General features: G+C 34.8%; 16 protein-coding genes. All 16 read left to right on the top strand.

Features of this window, described 5'->3' with window-relative positions:
- The first annotated feature begins 67 nt into the window (after positions 1-67).
- A complete protein-coding gene (locus tag B5X81_RS07110) occupies positions 68-982 on the top strand; it encodes a DUF1385 domain-containing protein (protein ID WP_079490503.1) in 915 nt (304 codons plus the stop codon).
- Complete coding sequence (gene prmC, locus B5X81_RS07105; RefSeq protein WP_079490501.1) at positions 982-1845, top strand: peptide chain release factor N(5)-glutamine methyltransferase; 864 nt, start codon at positions 982-984, stop codon at positions 1843-1845. The genes B5X81_RS07110 and prmC overlap by 1 nt, the downstream gene beginning before the upstream one ends.
- A 64-nt stretch (positions 1846-1909) precedes the next feature.
- Positions 1910-2977 carry a peptide chain release factor 1 gene (gene prfA, locus B5X81_RS07100; RefSeq protein WP_079490500.1) on the top strand — a complete coding sequence of 356 codons (1068 nt, stop codon included), beginning with the start codon at positions 1910-1912 and terminating at the stop codon, positions 2975-2977.
- A gap of 259 nt (positions 2978-3236) precedes the next feature.
- Entirely contained in the window at positions 3237-9251 is a 6015-nt protein-coding gene (locus B5X81_RS07095) for an immunoglobulin-like domain-containing protein (RefSeq protein ID WP_079490498.1), read from the top strand.
- 368 nt (positions 9252-9619) lie between these two features.
- A complete protein-coding gene (locus B5X81_RS07090) occupies positions 9620-10756 on the top strand; it encodes a cation:proton antiporter (protein WP_079490497.1) in 1137 nt (378 codons plus the stop codon).
- A gap of 157 nt (positions 10757-10913) precedes the next feature.
- Complete coding sequence (locus tag B5X81_RS07085) at positions 10914-11651, top strand: ZIP family metal transporter (protein ID WP_079490495.1); 738 nt, start codon at positions 10914-10916, stop codon at positions 11649-11651.
- A gap of 119 nt (positions 11652-11770) precedes the next feature.
- Positions 11771-12826: an L-threonylcarbamoyladenylate synthase gene (locus tag B5X81_RS07080; protein WP_079490494.1), complete on the top strand. Its 1056-nt coding sequence runs from the start codon at positions 11771-11773 to the stop codon at positions 12824-12826.
- Between the two features lie 77 nt (positions 12827-12903).
- Positions 12904-13359, top strand: coding sequence for a low molecular weight protein arginine phosphatase (locus B5X81_RS27735; protein WP_079490492.1), 456 nt, complete (start codon positions 12904-12906; stop codon positions 13357-13359).
- An 84-nt stretch (positions 13360-13443) separates the two neighbouring features.
- A complete protein-coding gene (gene rpiB, locus B5X81_RS27730; RefSeq protein ID WP_079490491.1) occupies positions 13444-13896 on the top strand; it encodes a ribose 5-phosphate isomerase B in 453 nt (150 codons plus the stop codon).
- Between the two features lie 73 nt (positions 13897-13969).
- Positions 13970-14599 carry a uracil phosphoribosyltransferase gene (gene upp, locus B5X81_RS07065; RefSeq protein WP_079490489.1) on the top strand — a complete coding sequence of 210 codons (630 nt, stop codon included), beginning with the start codon at positions 13970-13972 and terminating at the stop codon, positions 14597-14599.
- 189 nt (positions 14600-14788) lie between these two features.
- Positions 14789-15229, top strand: coding sequence for a deoxycytidylate deaminase (locus B5X81_RS07060; RefSeq protein WP_079490488.1), 441 nt, complete (start codon positions 14789-14791; stop codon positions 15227-15229).
- 129 nt (positions 15230-15358) lie between these two features.
- Positions 15359-16450 (top strand): glycosyltransferase family 4 protein, encoded by a 1092-nt coding sequence (locus B5X81_RS07055; protein WP_079490486.1) that lies wholly within the window; start codon positions 15359-15361, stop codon positions 16448-16450.
- 373 nt (positions 16451-16823) lie between these two features.
- Positions 16824-17930, top strand: a complete 1107-nt coding sequence (wecB, locus tag B5X81_RS07050) for a non-hydrolyzing UDP-N-acetylglucosamine 2-epimerase (protein WP_244282030.1) — start codon at positions 16824-16826, stop codon at positions 17928-17930.
- 844 nt (positions 17931-18774) lie between these two features.
- Positions 18775-18999, top strand: coding sequence for an AtpZ/AtpI family protein (locus B5X81_RS07045; RefSeq protein ID WP_139380269.1), 225 nt, complete (start codon positions 18775-18777; stop codon positions 18997-18999).
- A 7-nt stretch (positions 19000-19006) separates the two neighbouring features.
- Complete coding sequence (locus B5X81_RS07040) at positions 19007-19417, top strand: ATP synthase subunit I (protein WP_079490483.1); 411 nt, start codon at positions 19007-19009, stop codon at positions 19415-19417.
- The gene (gene atpB, locus B5X81_RS07035) at positions 19414-20112 is read left to right on the top strand and encodes a F0F1 ATP synthase subunit A (RefSeq protein WP_079490482.1); all 699 of its coding nucleotides are present in this window, start codon (positions 19414-19416) and stop codon (positions 20110-20112) included. Before B5X81_RS07040 ends, atpB begins: the two co-directional genes overlap by 4 nt.
- Positions 20113-20198: the final 86 nt, after the last annotated feature.

Raw genomic sequence — 20198 nt, 5'->3', positions numbered from 1 at the left:
GATATGAGGTTGGAACATATATGATATAATATAATAGCCAACTAGTGTTTTGAAAGCAGGTGAAAAAATGGAAAAAGTTAGTGTCGGCGGACAGGCCTTAATTGAAGGAGTAATGATGAAGGGGCCCGATGGGCTTGCTATGGCTGTAAGGAAATCTGACGGTGAAATAGTAGTAAAGAAGGAACCTGTAAGTAAAATAGAAAAATCCAAGCTTTATAAAATACCTGTTTTAAGAGGTGTTATAGCTTTTTTTAATTCAATGATAATAGGTGTAAGGGCTATCACTTATTCCGCAGAGTTTTTTGAAGAAGGGAATTCTCAGTATGATAAAGGTAAATTTGAAAAATGGCTGGAAGAAAAATTAGGAGATAAAGCAGATGATATAGTTACTTATTTTTCTGTTTTCCTGGCCTTGGCAATGGCCCTATTAATATTTATGTTTATACCTACTTTTCTTATTAATTTTCTTAAAAATATATTTACCAATCGATTAGTACTTAGTGGATTTGAAGGAACTTTGAAAATTTTAATGTTCATTGGATATATTATTATTATATCGAGAATGAAGGAGATAAAAAGAGTTTTTGAATATCATGGAGCAGAGCATAAGGTGATTTACTGTTATGAAAGTGGAAAACTATTGACTCCAGAAAATGCCAGAGAATTTACTACTCTTCATCCAAGATGTGGAACCAGTTTCCTACTTTTTGTTATGATAATCAGTATAATTCTATTTTCTTTTATAGGATGGGAAAGTCCGATAGAAAGAATAATTATAAAGCTAATATTACTTCCTTTGGTGGCGGGGATTTCCTATGAAATCATAAAGGTAGCAGGGAAAAGCAAATCTAAAATCATGAGACTTCTCAGTTATCCTGGACTTATGCTTCAAAAATTAACTACCAAAGAACCCGATGACAGTCAGCTGGAGGTTGCTATTGAAGCTTTAAAAAGTATACTTGTAAAGGATCAGGATTTGTAATGATAACTATTGAGAAGATATTGAAGGAAGCTGTAGGAAGGCTTAAAACAAAGGTTTCTACCCCTCTGTTGGATGCCCAGGTTATACTTTGCCATATTTTAAAGGTAGATAGGCTATACTTAATAGTGAATAAGGATAGAGTATTGACCCACAAGCAAATTTTAGAATATAAAGGATTGATTCAAAAAAGGGCTTGTGGAGTTCCAGTCCAATATATAACTGGTATTCAAGAATTTATGGGATTAGAGTTTTATTTAGAGGAAGGGGTATTGATACCAAGACCAGATACTGAGATTTTGATAGAAAAGATATTAGACAGTATAGATGAGAATGATAAATATAATATTATAGATATAGGTACAGGAAGTGGAGCCATATCTGTTAGTTTAGCAAAATATGTTCAAAATTCATATATCTATTCAATAGATATATCGCAAAAAGCATTAGACATAGCTAGAATAAATGCAGTGAAAAATAATGTGCTGCCTAAAATAAATTTTTTAAAGGGAAGCTTATTTGAACCTCTAGAGAATATAAATTTATTAGAGAGAATAGATATTTTAGTATCCAATCCGCCTTATATACCTACAGAGGATATAGATACCCTTCAAATTGAAGTATCTAAATTTGAGCCAAGGCTTGCATTAGATGGTGGTGAGGATGGTCTTGATTTTTATAGGGTGATAATAGACAAAGCTCCTGTGTATTTAAAAAATAATGGACTAATAGCCTTGGAGGTAGGCCACGACCAGGCTCAAAGGGTTGTTAAGCTCATGGAGGAGAAAAAGAAATATGTAGATATTGAGATAACTAAGGATTTAGCTGGTATTGAAAGAGTGGTAAGCGCAAGAATAAAGCTCTAAGTGGTAAGTTCAAAGCTTACTAACTTAGAACCTGGAACTTAGAACTTAAAAATGGGGTGATATTATGTTTGAAAAATTAAATTTTATAGAAGAAAAATATGAGGATTTAAGTAAAAAAATATCTGATCCGGAGGTAATTAGCGACCAGACTGTGTGGCAAAAGTATATTAAAGAACATGCTTCATTAAAGCCTATTGTTGATAAATATATGGAGTATAAGGAGGTTAAGTCTGGGATTGAAGAAGCCAGAGAAATTTTAAAGGAAAGTAAAGATGATGAATTAAGAGAAATGGCTAAAATGGAATTAGAGGAATTAGAAGAAAGGGTAGAACCCTTGGAAGAAGAGCTAAAGCTACTTCTAATACCAAAGGATCCAAATGATGAAAAGAACGTTATTGTAGAGATAAGGGCAGGAGCAGGAGGCGATGAAGCTGGACTGTTTGCTGCTGAGCTGCTGAGACTATATACAAGATACGCCGAAAGAAATAATTGGAAAACAGAAATGATGAGTAGTAATGAAACTGGTGTAGGAGGAATAAAGGAAGTAATATTTATGATAAAGGGTAAAGGAGCATATTCAAGGCTCAAATATGAAAGTGGCGTCCATAGGGTTCAAAGAATACCTTCTACTGAATCGGGAGGACGAATCCATACTTCCACTGCTACTGTTGCGGTGCTTCCAGAAGTGGATGATGTAGAGGTGGATATTAATCAAAATGATTTAAGAATCGATGTTTTTAGATCCTCTGGTAATGGAGGACAAAGTGTTAATACTACTGATTCGGCTGTAAGAATAACCCATATACCTACTGGAATGGTTGTTACATGTCAGGATGAAAAATCACAATTGAAAAACAAAGAAAAGGCAATGAAGGTTTTAAAGGCAAGGCTTTATGATACTGTTATGGCTGAACAAAATGCAGAAATTGCCGAGGCTAGAAAGAGTCAGGTTGGTACGGGAGAAAGAAGTGAAAAAATTAGAACCTATAATTATCCTCAAGGTCGTGTAACCGATCATAGAATAACATTAACAATATATAAGCTTCATCAATTTTTAGATGGTGAGATTGATGAAATAGTTGATGCATTAATTACTACTGATCAAGCTGAAAAATTGAAGAAATTGAGTTAAATGTAAAACCCTAAACCAAGGAGTTCCTTAGTTTAATACAAAAACCAGGGGGACGATTTTTGTGGTTGGCAATTCTAAACCATGAGAACCGTTCCCCTGGTTTTTTACTCCCCTTTTTTCTAAAATTATCCTAAAGGATAATTTACTTTTTGGAAATAGATGCTATTATGATTTTATATGGTTAAATCAGGTAACTTATGTTATGAATATGACGAAGCTGTTTGTAGAAGTTAAAGAGTAATAGAGAGGGGGATATAAAATGAACAAAAACATATGTAAAAAGCAAATTGTAATATTACTGATACTTGTGATGATGCTCACCATACTGACGCTGACGGTAAGTGCTGACGAAGCAAAAGTGGGGAGTGGTATCAGTGGAGGTAGTGCACTTTCTATTTCTATTACAAATCATGATATCAATTTAACTTATGGAAATAATGAGGATATTTCTATTTCTGGTACAATTTCAGATGCAGATAATGACGTGACTGTATCAGCTACTATTGATGGAAATGAGGCAACTGATACAGTAGAAGGTGGAAGTGAAAAGTGGACATTAACCTGGGATATAGATGATTTAAATATTGCAGAAGGTACATATGAGGATGTAACGTTTACAGCAGATGATGGTAATGGCGGAACAGCTGCAATGGATTATGCTGGAAAATTGGTTGTAGACAGGATAAATCCAATAGTAACAGATGAATATATATCCCTAAGTGGAGCAGCGGGAAGGGACAGTGTTTTTAAAGTAGGAGACACCGTAACCGCAGAATGGGACGATACAGAATCTGGAGATAACAATAGTGACATAAGCAGTGTCACAGTGGATTTCAGTGAATTTGGTGGTGGAGATGCAGTAGAAGCATCGGAAAGCAGTAGTATATGGACAGCAGCCTATACAATAGATTCAGGAGTAACAGAAGGAACAAATAAAAATGTTTCTGTAACTGCAGTTGATAATGCAGGAAATAAGACAACAACAGAAGATACAAGCAATGTGACTATAGAAAAAGAGACCACAGAAGCTCCAGCATTGGATGTTGATGTATCGCCTGGAATGGAAGTCGGTTCAACCAAAGCATCGGTTACAGGAGATGCCACTGCGAAGTTTGTAGTTAATATCACCTCAGATTCCGTGGCGACCCCTAAGGTTGGAGATGAAGGGCCTACAAGTGGAGATAACTTAATAGATGACTACATATCTGGAGATGATATTACGGAAGGTATAGACCCAGATAAATATTTGCAGGTTTATGATGTGGATGAAAATGATAATGTGGTCAAATTCTATCAAGATCAGCTCACATCAGATGATATAGCAGCTGGGGAGATTACCAACTGGGCTGATGTGGCTGGAAATGCGAAAGAGGATACTGACTACAGTGTAAATGATGATACTTATATAATCAATACAGCACTAGGCTTAGCCTGGGTTGCCGATCAGGTGAACAATCAGGGAAACAGTTTTAAAGATAAAACAGTAGAGCTTGCTGATGACATTGATCTGGCAGAGTATTACTGGACACCAATTGGAACTTCTGAAAATTCCTATTATAGGAAGATATTCAGGGGAGTTTTTGACGGAAAAGGCAATATCATCTTTAATGTAAAAATCGGTACGAAGGAAGATAAAGATACAACTTTTCGATATGTTGGTTTGTTTGGATATGCCGAGAAAGCAGCAATACAGAATGTTGGTGTTGAAAATTGTGCCATATATTCAGCGAAAGCAAATGCTGATGCTGGAGGTTTGATAGGGGTTAATCTGGATAGTACAATAAAGAACAGTTATGCTACAGGAAATGTAGAAGGAGAGAATAGTATTGGTGGTCTGGTAGGATTTAATGCTGGTACAATAGAGAACAGTTATGCTGCAGGAGATGTAGAAGGGGATTATGCTGCTGGAGGTCTGGTAGGGGTTAATAAATTTGATACAATAGCCAACAGTTATGCTACGGGAAATGTAGAAGGGGATTATGCTGTTGGAGGTCTGGTGGGGTTTAATGAGAGTGGTACAATAGCCAATAGTTATGCTATGGGAAATGTAGAAGGTGAGGATCATGCTGTTGGAGGTCTGGTAGGGTTTAATCTGTTTGGAACAATAGCGAACAGTTATGCTGCAGGAAATATAGAAGGTGGAGCTGGAACTTATGTTGGAGGTTTAGTAGGAGATTTATATGATGGGAGTATATTAACAAATGGATATTGGAGAATAGGTGCAGCTGAGAAAGGTATCGGTAGCGGCGGATACTACTACGATAATATTTTTGGAATGGAAGCATCTGAGATGCAAACATATTATTTTGCCCAAAGTCTCAATAAAAATTTAAGTGACATTACAGGGATACCTAGTGGTATTACACTGGCAAAATGGGGCAAAGATGATGACAAAAACAGTGGTTATCCAGTTTTGGTAGAGATAGGTGATGGCAGTGGGGTTCCTTCGGCAGGTACAGAACCGCTTCCCATAAGCTCTGTGAAAAATATAGCAGACATCAAAGTGAATTATGGCACTGAACTTAATGAAATAGAGTTACCGATAACCGTTAAAGTTACCTTGGAAAATAGTTCCATTACAAGCTTGGCTGTAAACTGGGATGGTGGACAACCGGAATATAAGGGCAATAATCCAGGAGATTATATTTTCACAGGAACACTAATCTTATTAGAAGAAGGAATTGTCAATACAAATAATCATAAAGCAGCTGTAAAGGTAATTGTTTTAAAAAAGCAAACTCCTCCCCCTAAACCAACTCCCGAAGAGTTAGCCAATGCAGCCATCACTAAAGCCAGAGGATTATTACCCTCAAGCTTTACAGCCATCGAAGGAACCCATGCTAATTTGTTGACATACTTAAATGATATCCCTGGCATGGGTGCAACCGGTGTTACCTTGAGCTTAGAATCGGCAAATTACAATGTGGATAATAATGGAGATATTACATATACAGAAGAAGAAATAACCGATAATGTAGTTGTTAACATCAATAAAGTCCATGGAACTGCAAAAAACAAAACCATTGCTGTAACCGTATCTGAATCAATACCGGTTAACAAAGAAATTACAGATGTAAAAGCAACAGCAGATATTAACGTTCCTTATGGCACACCACTTGATGAACTCAAGCTGCCCAAAAGGGTTCAAGTTACTTTGGATGATTATTCGGTCACAAACCTGAGTGTGAATTGGGATATGGAAAGCTCCACTTACCATAGTGATACACCAGGTGTTTATCAATTCACAGGAAGCCTGGTTTTAGAAGAATATATCAGCAACACAGCTGAACATAAAGCAAAGATCAGTGTCACAGTGCTAGAAAAAGGTGCACAGGCTCAGGAAATTATAGATATCGAAGCAATAGAAAATGTGGATGTACCCTATGGCACAGCATTAAAGGATATTGGCCTGCCAGCAGCAGTTCAGGTAACATTAGCAGACGAGACAAGGCAGAATCTAGCTGTTAACTGGGATAAAGGAACACCGGAATATGATGCCAATAAAGGGGATACTTATGAATTTGAAGGCACATTGGTCTTGCTCGAAGGAATTGCTAATACAGATGAGCATAGGGCAAGGGTGAAAGTAATAGTTAAACCAAAATCCCCGGAATTGGATCTGCGTGAAGACTATGAAGCCCTAGCTATTGGATATGCCTCGGGAGATCATGCTAAGCATGTAACAAGAAATCTGTATCTGCCAAAAGTAGGTAAATCAGGACATACCATTATTAATTGGACATCTAGTGATGAGGGCATTACAACTACAGGTAGAGTAACGCGGCCTACAGCCGATGAGGCAGACCTTACAGTAACACTAACTGCCACCATCACCCATGAGATAAGCGGAGCACAAAAAACCAAAATATTTACTGTAAGACTTCTTAAAAAGACAGCCAAAGATAGCATACAGGACGCTGCACGTGATCTGAGTATAGCCAAAGCCTTTACCTTTGAACACGGAGACAACTGGGAATGTGTTACATCTTCATTTACATTATTGGATGAAGGGTTGTATGGAACTACCATCAATTGGACATCTAATAACTCAGGTATTATACAGATTACAAAGCAAAATGGTGAAACTGTAGGAAGCGTTATTCGTCCGAAAACAGCAGATGCTAAGGCTATTTTGACCGCCGAGATCAGCCTCGGTGAGTATACAATCACTAAAACATTCCTCCTCGTGGTAAGAAATGAGGCGGTGAGCATTGATGATAGTGATATGCGACAAACTACATCTAGAGAAGCCAATGTGCAAGTGGGCCAGGAAGGTACGGAGAATAAAGACAATGTTGGAATCTTAAGAACTAACCTCAATAACGGCAGTAAAATTGACACCGTAATCTTGAATCAAGACAAACTTGCACATTTAATCGATGGGATTAATCCAGATAAAGCCGATGAAAAACAGCGGACAATTATGATAGAAATACCACAGTCAGAAACAGAACCGGCAGACGAACAGGTAGTGGAAGTGCCAGCTGCATTCTTAGAAGCTATGGCAGACAAAAATTCTGGACTCCACATTCAAACAAATGAAGGCTCAGTTAATATTGATTACCAGGAACTACAAGATGTGGCTGAAAGGGGTAGTGATCTTTTCTTTAGAATGGTATCTGTAAAAGATAAAGAAGAACAAGATGAGGTTAAAAACAACATTGCTACAAATATGACAGTTGTAAAAGCTGCAGATGGTAGGCCAATAAATGTCCTGAGCATTCCCAGAAGAATTGAAACAAACTTTAGGGGCTCCAGTACCAGAGTATCAATTCCCTTAAGGGGAATTGACATACCAGATAAAGATCAACAAGAATTTTTGGATTCCATGCATATCTTTATTGAACATAGCGACGGCACCACCGAATTGCTAAGTGGTATGTTTCAGTATGAAAATGACGAGCCGGTAGCCATGGAATTTATTATCCATAAATTCAGCTGCTTCCAGCTGTTAAACTTTTATGAAGAAGACAGTAGTGATGATGATCATCATTCCAGCCACAGCAGCAGGGGTTTAAGTAAAGATGACTATGTGACAATTTATGTAAATGGTGAAAAGGAAAAAGCAGGTATACTAACAACCGATAGGGACAATGGGAAGAGAATACAAAAGATTACCATTGATAAACAAAAGCTAGAGAAAAAACTTAAAAAAGAAGGACAGCATACAGTTGTCGCCATTTTATTTAATAAAACAGCCGATTGCTCTACAGCAATCCTCAATGGTGAGTTGTTAGACGATATGGCCAAGGAGCAGGCGGTTATTGAAGTTAAAACTGAATATGGGGCTTATACACTGCCTGCAGCGCAAATTGATATGGAGACTGCGGCCAATCAATTGGGCAAAAATGTAAAGTTAAAAGATATTGATGTAGAAATAAGCATAGCTAAGCTCCAGGGAGATACGTTAAATACAGTAGAAAAGGCAGCTAAAGGTAATGATTTTACAATTGCTGCTTCTCCAGTTGATTTCATAGTTCAATGCAGCCATAATAAAAAAACAATAAAAGTTAGTAATTATAGCGATTATGTCAAAAGAAGCATAACTATTCCAAAAGACTTAGATATTGATAGGATCACCACTGGTGTAATTGTTGAACCTAATGGCAGTGTGAGACATGTACCGACTAAAGTAATTAAAGCTGATGGCAAATATTATGCTCAAATCAACAGCTTTACAGACAGTACTTATGTACTCATCTATCATCCACAAAAATTCAAGGATGTTAAAGCCCACTGGGCTCAGGAGGCTATTAACGATATGGGTTCGAGAATGATTGTTGGCGGTGTGGGAAACAATCGGTTTGAGCCTGATCGTAGTATTACCCGGGCTGAATTTGTTGCCATTATGGTAAGAGGGTTAGGGCTAAAACCAGGAATAGGAACTAATCCATTTATAGATGTATCAGAAGATTCTTGGTATTGTGATTATATTAAGACTGCTTATGGGTATGATATCATTAACGGTTATGAGAATAGCAGATTCAAGCCACTGGACTTTATTACCCGTGAAGAAGCCATGGCCATGGTGACCAGAGCAATGAATATCACTGGGCTCAAAGGAAAATCACAAAAAGATGAATTTACCCAGTTGGAAGGATATGCTGATTTTGCACAATCTGCACCATGGGCAAAAAGCAGTATTAATACCTGTGTAAATCAAGGCATCCTATCGGGAAAAAGTATAAGTATTCTTGCTCCTAAGGATAAGATTACCCGAGCTGAGGTGGCAGTGATTATAAGAAGATTATTGCAAAAATCTGGATTGATATAGGGATAGATAAGCTGCGTTGAAGTTGAATCTTTAGCGCAGCTTTTATATAAGGAAAATCACCTTCTGGCATAAATACGAGGACTTTTAAAATAGAGGAGAATTGTCTCGTTTGCTTAAAAAAATTCTAAGATTAAAGTTATAAAATACAAGTATAAATGTATTAGTATCCCTGGACACTGGTATACTATTATAAATTAGAAAAACACTTTAAATTTTTGTGAAATTTATTGAAAAAATTATTTAATAGGAGTATACTAAGAAAATGAACCTTGACTAAAAAGAAGGTGTGAAAATGCTTAAGTGCGATGAATGTAAAACATAAATGCTCCTTTCTAATTAATTAAAATTAATTGAAGGGAGTTTTTAAGATGGAATCCAAATTAGCTTTTTTACTTCATATAGGAGTAATACTTTTAGCAGCAAATATAGGAGGCATTATAAGCAAAAAGTTTAAGCAGCCAGCCGTTTTGGGACAAATTTTAGCAGGGCTTATTTTAGGAATGGGAATAATAGAAAAAACTGAGACCATAAGTCATCTTGCAGAAATTGGAGTAATCTTTTTGATGTTTCTTGCAGGGCTTGAAACTGATGTAAATGAGCTAAAGGCTTCTGGAAAATCTTCATCCCTAATAGCCTTGGGAGGAGTTATAACTCCATTTCTGTTGGTATCTACAGGTATTTATTTTATTACAGACAATTTATTAGCTAGTTTATTTATGGGAGTAATATCTACCGCAACAAGTGTAAGTATATCAGTACAAACCCTAAGAGAAATAGATCAAATGAGAAGTAAACAGGGTATAGGTATATTGGGGGCAGCAATCATAGATGATGTTGTTGGTATTATTCTATTAACAGTAATTATAGGACTGGTAAAGCCTGGAGCAAATAGTAGTCTTTTTGTAGTTGTAGCTAAAATCGGAATATTTTTTGTTATAACATTTATAATAGGATACCTACTCATTAAGCTGTTGTCAAAAATCTCTAGCAAAATAAATATAGAAGATACTATAGTAGGATATGCTATAATATTTTGTTTTATCCTGGCATATTTATCAGAAGAACTAGGTGTGGCTGCTATAACAGGAGCTTATTTTGCGGGAGTAGTTTTTTCAATGACTAGCCATAGACATAGAATTTCCCATGAAATTCATAAAATATCATATTTGATTTTTACACCTATATTTTTTGTTGCTATAGGTCTTGGTGTTGACCTTAAATCTGCCATAAGTGCCTTTGGTATCGGAATTATACTTGTTATATTAGGGGCTTTAGGTAAGATTATAGGTTGTGGATTTGGAGCTAGAATATCGGGATTTGATGGAACTAAAGCATTACAAATAGGTATTGGCATGATTCCAAGAGCTGAGGTGGCTATAATTATAGCAAATCTTGGTGTGGCTATAGATATAATAAATGGACAGCAGTTGGCAGCGGTAATAATGATGGTATTAATAACGACCTTAATAACACCATCACTGCTTAAATGGAGTTTTGCAAGATAAGAATATAAAAGGTGAAGATATAAGGGGACGGTTCTTCTATGGCATTTTTAGTGGTATAGAAGAACCGTCCCCTTGTATCCATCCTTAGCATACATCCCACCCTTTGTTCATATAAATTAGATAGCATAATAAACTAATATATGGGATGTGGGGATTAATGGATAATATTGTACACATAACACTTACAGGCTTTCTGGTTGGAGTTATTGGCACGGGACTGGGAGGAATGTTGGCCCTGAGCCTTGGAAAGCCGGGCAACAGGATTCTCAGCCTTATTCTTGGATTTTCAGCAGGGATAATGCTCACTATAGTTTGTTTTGACCTTTTGCCGGAGGCTTTTGAAAGGGCTAAATTTTTAATAGGGCTGGCAGGAATAATTATAGGTGTCATAATTACAATATTCATTGATGAACTGGTTCGTAGTCGAAGATCAGCCAAGATTAGCAGTAATACAAATTTGCTAAAAATGGGAAGATTAATAGGCCTAGGAGTGGCATTGCATAATTTTCCCGAAGGCTTGGCAATCGGTTCTGGATTTATGGCAACAAAAGAGCTTGGAATAGGAATATCTATTGTTATAGCGTTACATAATATACCAGAGGGCATGTCTATGGCTGCACCAATGAGGGTAGGAGGAATGTCAAGGCTTAAGTCAATATTATCTACTTTTTTAGTGGGACTGCCTATGGGAATAGGAGCTTTTATAGGAGCAGTATTAGGAGAAATTTCAGGAGCTTTTATAGCGTTTTGTTTATCCTTTGCAGGAGGAACAATGCTTTATATAACATGTGGAGAGCTTATACCAAATTCTAGCAAATTATATGGAGGAAGAACATCTACTATTGGTCTTATTTTGGGTTTTATAGTAGGATTGTTTATGACAAAAGGGCATTAGGCTCAATTTACCCTTAACTTTATATAAATTTTTATGTATAATAGAAACAAACAATTTGGATTTGATAAGTTGTAATAATTTTTACTTTCAGCTAGAGGATAATAAAGGATTGATTACAAATGATAAAAACCAGTATAATTTACATTGATAAAGAGAATATAGATATTGATAGACTGGAAAAAAGTGCAAAAATATTAAAAAATGGTGGAACTGTTGCGTTCCCCACTGAAACTGTTTATGGATTGGGAGCTAATGCTTTAGATGAAGATGCCGTTAAGAAAATATTTCAGGCCAAGGGGAGACCTTCCGATAACCCCCTTATAGTACATATAGCCAGATATGAAGATATTCATAGGCTTATCAAAGAGTTACCTGAAAAGGCTGAAAAGCTTATTAACGCATTTTGGCCAGGGCCTTTGACCTTAATATTTAAGAAATCTTCTTTAGTACCTAAAAGTGTTACAGGAGGTTTAGATACTGTGGCTGTTAGAATGCCTTCCCATCCAATTGCAAAGGCTTTAATAGAGCTATCCAGTGTTCCGATTGCTGCACCAAGTGCTAATATATCAGGTAAGCCAAGCACTACAAAGGAAACCCATGTGTTAAAGGATCTAAAGGGAAGGGTAGATGCTATCATATGTGGTGGCGATGTAGATGTAGGAGTGGAGTCAACAGTAGTAGACATTACCGTAGATACTCCCATGATTTTAAGACCCGGTGGAGTTACAAAGGAAGAGCTGGAGAAGGTAATTGGAGAGGTAGAAGTTGACCCTGCCGTAAAAAATAGTGGAGCTGGTGAATTTATACCGAAATCGCCGGGAATGAAATATACACATTATTCACCAAATGCCGATGTAATTCTTATAAGCGGAGAATTGGACAATATGGTTAGAGGGATAGAAGAGTTAAGATTGGCTAAAGAGAGTGAAGGATATAGGGTTGGAATAATGGCTACAGATGAAACAAAGGATAAATATAAGGGTGGAGCAATAATATCTGTTGGCAAAAGAGGCAGTTTAGAAACTGTTGCAGCCAACCTTTTTAAAGTGTTGAGGGAGTTTGATGAAAAAGGTGTGGATATTATATTAGCTGAAACCTTTGAAGAAAGAAACATAGGACAAGCTATAATGAACAGGCTGATGAAGGCTGCAGGACATAATGTGGTGAGGGTGTAGTGGCTCAAAATGTAAAATATTCGTACTATCTACTGACAATAAAGATATGACCATAAAGTAACTAAGGAGGGATATAGGTGAAAACTGTTCTATTTGTATGTACTGGAAATACATGTAGAAGTAGTATGGCCGAGGCTATTTTTAAGGATCTTATTAAAGAGCTGGATGAAGATAAGGATATAAAAGTATTGTCAGCAGGAATTTGGGCATCTGAAGGGCAAAAAGCTTCAGTGAATGCAATTGAAGCTCTAAAGGAAAAAAATATTGATTTAAATAGTCATGCTTCTAAACAATTGACCAAGGAGATGATTGAAGAATCTGATATTATACTGACTATGACAAATAGCCATAAAAGACAAATTCTAAGGGCTGTGCCAAGTGCAAAGGAAAAACTATATACGCTAAAAGAATTTTCCCATGGAGAAACAGCTGATATTTCTGATCCATATGGACAAAATATTGATGTGTACAAAGCATGTGCCGATGAAATAGAAAAAGCTTTAAAAAAAATAGTTAGCAAATATTACAAATAAAAAAAGAAGGAATATATTTATAATATGTAGAACATATAAAAGGTTTGCGTCTTTTTATTAACAAAACTCAAGGAGGAAAAGAAATTGAAAATAGCAATAGGTAGTGACCATGGTGGCTATAATTTAAAAGAAGCTATTAAAAATCATTTGGAGGAAAAGGGCATTGAATATAAAGACTTTGGAACAAGCTCTACTGAATCAGTAGACTATCCTGAATTTGGTATGAAGGTTGCCGAGGCAGTGAAATCAGGAGACTATGATAGAGGAATAGTATGCTGTGGTACAGGAATAGGAATATCTATATCAGCTAATAAGGTAACTGGCATAAGATGTGCCGTTGTATCCGATACATTTTCAGCAGAAATGTCAAGGGCCCATAACAATGCCAATGTCCTTGCATTAGGCGAAAGGGTTGTTGGTCAAGGGCTTGCATTGAAAATTGTAGATGTGTGGCTAAAAGAGGAATTTGAAGGTGGAAGACATGAAAGAAGAGTAGGAAAAATTACAGATATAGAAACTAAATATTTCAAGGGATAATATAAGGTTTAATCCTATAAATTATAATCTTTATTTAAATTTAAAACTTAATAACTGGAAGGAGCTGCTTAGAATGAGTAAAGTTTTTGTTATGGATCATCCATTACTACAGCATAAATTAACATTAATAAGAGATAAAAATACTGGAACAAAGGAATTTAAAGAATTGGTTAAGGAACTCTCAATGCTAATGGCCTATGAGGTGACCAGGGATTTGCCCTTGGAAGATATTGAAATTGAGACACCGGTTTGCAAGACTAAATCCAAGGTTATTTCAGGCAGAAAATTAGCTATTGTTCCAATATTAAGAGCAGGGCTTGGAATGGTGGATGGATTTTTGAATTTGCTTCCAGCTGCCAAAGTAGGACATGTTGGACTATATAGAGATCCGGAAACTTTAAATCCAGTTGAATACTATTGCAAATTGCCTACAGATGTACATGAAAGAGAACTTATAATTGTTGACCCAATGCTGGCTACAGGGGGATCTGCAAAGGCTGCTATAAAATTTATTAAGGATAAAGGAGCAACTAATATTAAATTGGTATGTCTTATTGCAGCACCAGAAGGAATAGATGCAGTTCATAAGGCCCACCCTGATATAGATATATATGTTGCAGCAGTTGACGAAAAATTAGATGAACATGCATATATAGTTCCAGGTTTAGGAGACGCAGGAGACAGGCTATTTGGAACAAAGTAGAAAAATGTACAAAGCAGCAAGTACTATTTAGAAATAATTTAAAGTAAGAGTGAATAAAATGTAGAAGGTATTAATATAATTATTATTTATGGATTATACCATTGTTTTTTAAGACTCTTTAGGAAAAATTGATCTTAAAAAACTGCAAATGCGTCCTTTGGCGCATTTGTATCGATTGGAGGGGGATGCATGCGCCCAAATTGGAATGACTATTTTATGGAAATGGCTGAGGTTGTAAAAAGCAGATCTACTTGCCTTAGACGAAAAGTAGGTGCTGTTATAGTTAAGGATAAAAGAATACTTGCTACGGGATATAATGGCGCACCGGCTAATACACCCCATTGCATAGATATTGGATGTTACAGGGAGAAAATGAATATACCCTCAGGAGAAAGAGCAGAGCTTTGTAGAGGAACCCATGCAGAACAAAATGCCATAATTCAAGCTGCCTATCATGGCGTAAGCATAAAGGATTCGGAACTATATGTAACCCTTCAACCCTGTGTTTTATGTGCTAAAATGGCAATAAATGCAGGGATAAAAACCATATATTACAAAGGGAAGTATCCTGATGAGTTATCACTAAAAATCCTTGAAGAAGCCGGAGTAAAGCTGGTAAAATATGATTAAAATAATATTACAAATATGAAATTTCGTTTACATTATAAGGAATTTGTTATAAAATATCTTTGGTGAGACAAGTTGTCTAAACCTGACTATTAAGAATTGACCTGAAAGTTATATCAAGGAGTGTGAATTATGACCAGATTTATTTTGCCTGGGGCTATTGCAGCTTTAGTAAGCTTTTTATCAACTCCTATAGTAAAGAAACTGGCCCACAAGGTAGGGGCTATAGATATACCAAAGGATGATAGAAGAGTACACAAAACTCCAATTCCAAGACTAGGTGGCCTAGCCATTTTTTTAGGCTTTATAGTAAGTATATTGATTCTATTTAAAATTAACTTATTAGAAATCAATAGAGAAATATTTGGTATGGTTTTAGGAGCTCTTATTATAGCAGCAATGGGTTTTGTTGATGATATAAGGCCATTGCCGGCTAAAGTGAAATTATTAGTGCAAATAGCTGCAGCTATTATACTTATTAAGTTTGGAATTAAAATAGAGTACATAACTAATTTCTTTAAATCCGATACTATTGGATTTTTAAGTCAAGAAACAATTAAGCTTAGTATTTTAAGTATACCTCTGACAATATTCTGGGTTGTGGGTATTACAAATACTGTTAATTTGATTGATGGATTAGATGGGCTAGCAGCAGGAATATCAGCTATAGCAGCACTAACTTTAGCCTATGTTGCGTATGCCAAACCAGAATTATCTAATAGCCAGGATACTTTAATGTTGACATTAGCTTTAGCTGGGAGCTGTATAGGCTTTTTACCCTATAATTTTAATCCAGCAAAGATTTTTATGGGAGATACAGGTTCTTTATTTTTAGGATATATTCTAGCTGCCATATCTATAAATGGATTTATAAAGGGACCTACCGCTATAGCTATGATTATACCTATATTTGCATTAGGGCTTCCTATTTTTGATACTACATTTGCAATTTTAAGAAGGGCTTTCAATGGGAAACCTATTATGCAAGCTGATAAGGGTCATTTACATCATAGATTACTTTCCATAGGAATGGGTCAAAAAAGAGCGGTTTTAATCCTATATACAATAAGCTCCTTCTTGGGCTTTAGTGGAGCATTTTTACTAGAGCAGGAATATGTAAACAGTGCTATAATGTTAGTCATAACTGTGGCTATTGTGGCAATTCCTATAAATCAAACATGGGTTGAAAAGCATAAGGCTTCAAATGCAGACAAACGACACTAATATTTTAATATACATAAGTTAACCTTAACCTATATAAATGTACGCTTGTAAAATTTAATTTATTGGTCGCAGCCACTGAGAATCCTTTTGGCTCATGTAATAAACCTGTTTTAGATGGAATAATCAAAAAGGATAAACAGGTTTATAAAAATCGCTCAAAAGGAAACCTCAGAGGCTTCTTCCTTTATTAAGTTTTATATGACTTTTAATAGAAAGCCAGGATTCCCTGGCTTTTTAATTAATGCTTGGCCTCTATAAAGAAAGCTGGCTTTTAAATTTAATATTGTTTTACTATATAAACCCTATATAGTTCAATTTTGAAAGGATGAATAATTTGAATAAAAAAGGAACAGTTTTTAATCCCTTAAGAATTATGTCTATATTTGGTACACGACCTGAGGCAATAAAGATGGCTCCAGTAGTAAAAAGATTAGAAGAAACTGATGGTATAGAATCTATTGTGTGTGTTACTGCCCAACATAGAGAAATGCTTGATCAGGTTTTGAAGCTTTTTAATATTTCCCCACAGTATGATTTGAATATAATGAAATCTGGACAAACCTTAAGTGAAATAACATGTAGGGCTCTTATGGGGTTAGAGAAAGTAATTAAAGAAGTAAACCCCCATATGATATTAGTCCATGGAGATACTACAACTACATTTGTAGGTGCTTTGGCTGGATTTTATAATCAGATAAATATAGGTCATGTTGAAGCTGGACTTAGAAGTGGAAATATGTATTCTCCCTATCCTGAGGAAATGAATAGAAGTCTTACTGGAAGGCTTGCCAATCTTCATTTTGCCCCGACAAACGGAAATAAAAAAAATCTTCTTAGAGAAGATATAGAAAAAAATGATATAATAGTAACTGGTAATACAGTAATTGATGCTTTGCTTGGGATTGTCAATGAAGAGTATAAATTTGAATTAGATATTCTTAATAATATAGATTATAAAAATAAAAAAGTTATACTTCTTACTTCCCATAGAAGAGAGAATCTTGGAAAACCTATGGAAAATATTTTTTCAGCAATAAAGGAAATAGTAATGAAAAATGAAGATGCTGAGGTGGTATTTCCTATCCATCTCAATCCCAAGGTTAGAGAAATAGCATTTAGCATATTGGAAAATACACCTAGAGTTCACTTAATAGACCCCCTAGACTATGAGCCTTTTGCAAATTTAATGAATAGAGCATATGTAATTTTGACGGATTCAGGAGGAATTCAAGAAGAGGCTCCTGCCCTTGGCAAACCGGTATTAGTTCTAAGAACAGAGACAGAAAGACCTGAAGCAGTTGAGGCAGGAACGGTGAATATAGTAGGTGTAGAGAAGGAAGAAATATTTAATACGACAGATAAACTACTAAATAATAAAGAAGAATATAAAAAAATGGCCAGTGCCGTTAATCCATATGGAGACGGAAAAGCAAGTGAGAGAATAGTAAAGGCTATAAAGGAGTATTTTAAAGATAAGTAGTTAACGGTTCGAATGTATTTGTAAAAAAGAAAAGAGAGGTTTATTCAAAATTATGTAAAGGGGGACCAAAAACATAATTGAACCTTCTCTCTTTTCTTGAATCTCTATAGGATTTACAAGAAAAACTTAATTTATACATGTGTAAATACATTGCGATTTTGAGAGTTTTTGATTTGTATAAATTAAAGTTTTTACTTAAAATCCGTATATATAGTATTTACATAAATTCATAAAAAATACATATTTTTATAATTATTTTAGTAAATCCCATAATTGCCTTAAAAATCTAACTACTATATATTGTTTAAAATCCTTAAAGCCATATCATGAAAATATATTCTATTCTAAATAGTCAAATTAAGGATAATATTCGCATATGTAATTTTATCAAATTTGAGGTATGTAAATTCCTAAAGTATATAAAACTATAAGAACGAAGGTGGATTTTAAAAGCCTTCATCTATAAAATATTAAATTTATAATAAAAGATAAGAAGGAAATTAAAAAAGATTGTCGAATAGTATTATAGTATGCAAACCATGATTATATTTTAATCGAGGTTTGATGAAAATTTAACAAACATCTGATGATCATATAATGATTATATAAAAAAATTATTATACTTGTCTAAATATTCTTTGTATTATAAAATTTTATATGTGGTAATATTAATGTTATAATTATATATTAATAATATATAATAATTATAAATTATATATTTTATATTTTTTGAAGAATATTGTTAAATTCTTTCACTACATGGCTTTAATATTTCTAAAGCACTACATATATATTATGCAATTATTTCAGTTCAATACTTTTATACTTGGGAGATAAAAAATAGATGAGTAAAAATAAATATACAATGTATGAGAATCTAATATTTTTAACTCAAATTGGTTTAATGATGGCTCTACCTATAGTAATATGTGTTTTACTTGGTAATTATATAGATAATAAGTTTGGTACAGGTAATATTTTCCTATTTATATTTATAGGTTTAGGAGTTGCTTCTTCATTTTTAAATCTTTACAAAATTATGATGAAGATATTAAACAAAAGGAAGTGATACATAATTGAATAAAACCTATGAATTACAAGTTAAGATTATTAAAAGAGTTTTAGTTTTACTTTGTGGTTTAATTGTAATAGCTTTCTTTGCATCTGAAAACCCAAAGCCCCATATACTAGGGTATATTTTTGGTGGACTAATAGGAATACTAAATTTTATTCACTTGGGAAAAACTATTGAGAAAGCAGTTACAATGAATCCAGGAAGAGCTCAGGGCTATACTTCCTCTAGGTATATGTTAAGATACATTACCACTGGAATTGTTATAGTAGTTTCTCTAAGGGCAGATCATTTAAATGGATTTGCCACAATTATTGGTTTGCTTTTAGTGAAAATAGCAGTATTTTCAACACATTTGTTTGACAGTAAGGAATATTACAAAAGAATTTTTAAGAGAAGGGAGGACAACCAATGAATGGCGGCTTTGGACCTTATAAAGTTATAGAATTGCCAGGTGGTATAGCAGTTAGTCAAACTGTAACTGTCACATGGTTTATTATCTTAGTTCTTGGTCTTTTTGCATATTTTGCTACTAAAAAATTTGATAAGGTTCCAGGTAAGTTGCAAAATGTAGTTGAGGTTTTGGTAGAATCTATCTATAATCTAACAAAACAAACTATGGGTGAAGACAAAATGGGTTTTGCACCCTATGTAGGAACTCTCTTAATTTTTATAGGAATAGCAAATATTTCTGGTTTGTTTGGTCTTAGACCACCGACAGCAGATGTTAATACTACATTTGCCCTTTCTATAATTACATTTTGTATGGTTCAGTATAATGGTCTTAAATCCAATGGAATTAAAGGTTATTTCAAAGGCTTTTTGGAACCTATACCTATTTTATTACCAATTAATATTATAGGAGAACTTGCTAACCCAGTATCCTTAGCCTTTCGTCTATTTGGTAATATTGTAGGTGGAGTAATTATTATGGCTCTTTTATACAATGCATTAGGATTTTTGAGTGGTGCATTGGGTATTGGAATACCAATACTGCAAGCAGGGATCCCTGCAGTGCTTCATATTTATTTTGATTTATTTGCAGGATTACTCCAATCTTTCATTTTTGCTATGCTTACCATGGTATTTATATCAATGGCTATGGATTAAAGTTTTATTTATAACAAAGAGGTTTGAGTATTATTTCAAAGGTTTGAGTGCTTTATTTTATAGCTAAATTAAAAGCTATGAGATTT

This window comes from Maledivibacter halophilus (assembly GCF_900167445.1).
GTDB lineage: Bacteria > Bacillota > Clostridia > Peptostreptococcales > Caminicellaceae > Maledivibacter > Maledivibacter halophilus.
Note: the sequence above shows the minus strand (reverse complement) of the source record. Positions and strands in the feature narration are given on the sequence as shown.

Bases quoted from the DNA above. Each gene is read 5' to 3' on its own strand.
- B5X81_RS07095 (WP_079490498.1), top strand. From the start codon at position 3,237: ATGAACAAAAACATATGTAAAAAGCAAATTGTAATATTACTGATACTT.
- B5X81_RS07080 (WP_079490494.1), top strand. From the start codon at position 11,771: ATGATAAAAACCAGTATAATTTACATTGATAAAGAGAATATAGATATT.
- B5X81_RS07060 (WP_079490488.1), top strand. From the start codon at position 14,789: ATGCGCCCAAATTGGAATGACTATTTTATGGAAATGGCTGAGGTTGTA.
- B5X81_RS07055 (WP_079490486.1), top strand. From the start codon at position 15,359: ATGACCAGATTTATTTTGCCTGGGGCTATTGCAGCTTTAGTAAGCTTT.
- atpB (WP_079490482.1), top strand. From the start codon at position 19,414: ATGAATGGCGGCTTTGGACCTTATAAAGTTATAGAATTGCCAGGTGGT.
- prmC (WP_079490501.1), top strand. From the start codon at position 982: ATGATAACTATTGAGAAGATATTGAAGGAAGCTGTAGGAAGGCTTAAA.
- upp (WP_079490489.1), top strand. From the start codon at position 13,970: ATGAGTAAAGTTTTTGTTATGGATCATCCATTACTACAGCATAAATTA.
- wecB (WP_244282030.1), top strand. From the start codon at position 16,824: ATGTCTATATTTGGTACACGACCTGAGGCAATAAAGATGGCTCCAGTA.
- B5X81_RS07110 (WP_079490503.1), top strand. From the start codon at position 68: ATGGAAAAAGTTAGTGTCGGCGGACAGGCCTTAATTGAAGGAGTAATG.
- prfA (WP_079490500.1), top strand. From the start codon at position 1,910: ATGTTTGAAAAATTAAATTTTATAGAAGAAAAATATGAGGATTTAAGT.
- B5X81_RS07085 (WP_079490495.1), top strand. From the start codon at position 10,914: ATGGATAATATTGTACACATAACACTTACAGGCTTTCTGGTTGGAGTT.
- B5X81_RS07090 (WP_079490497.1), top strand. From the start codon at position 9,620: ATGGAATCCAAATTAGCTTTTTTACTTCATATAGGAGTAATACTTTTA.
- B5X81_RS07045 (WP_139380269.1), top strand. From the start codon at position 18,775: ATGAGTAAAAATAAATATACAATGTATGAGAATCTAATATTTTTAACT.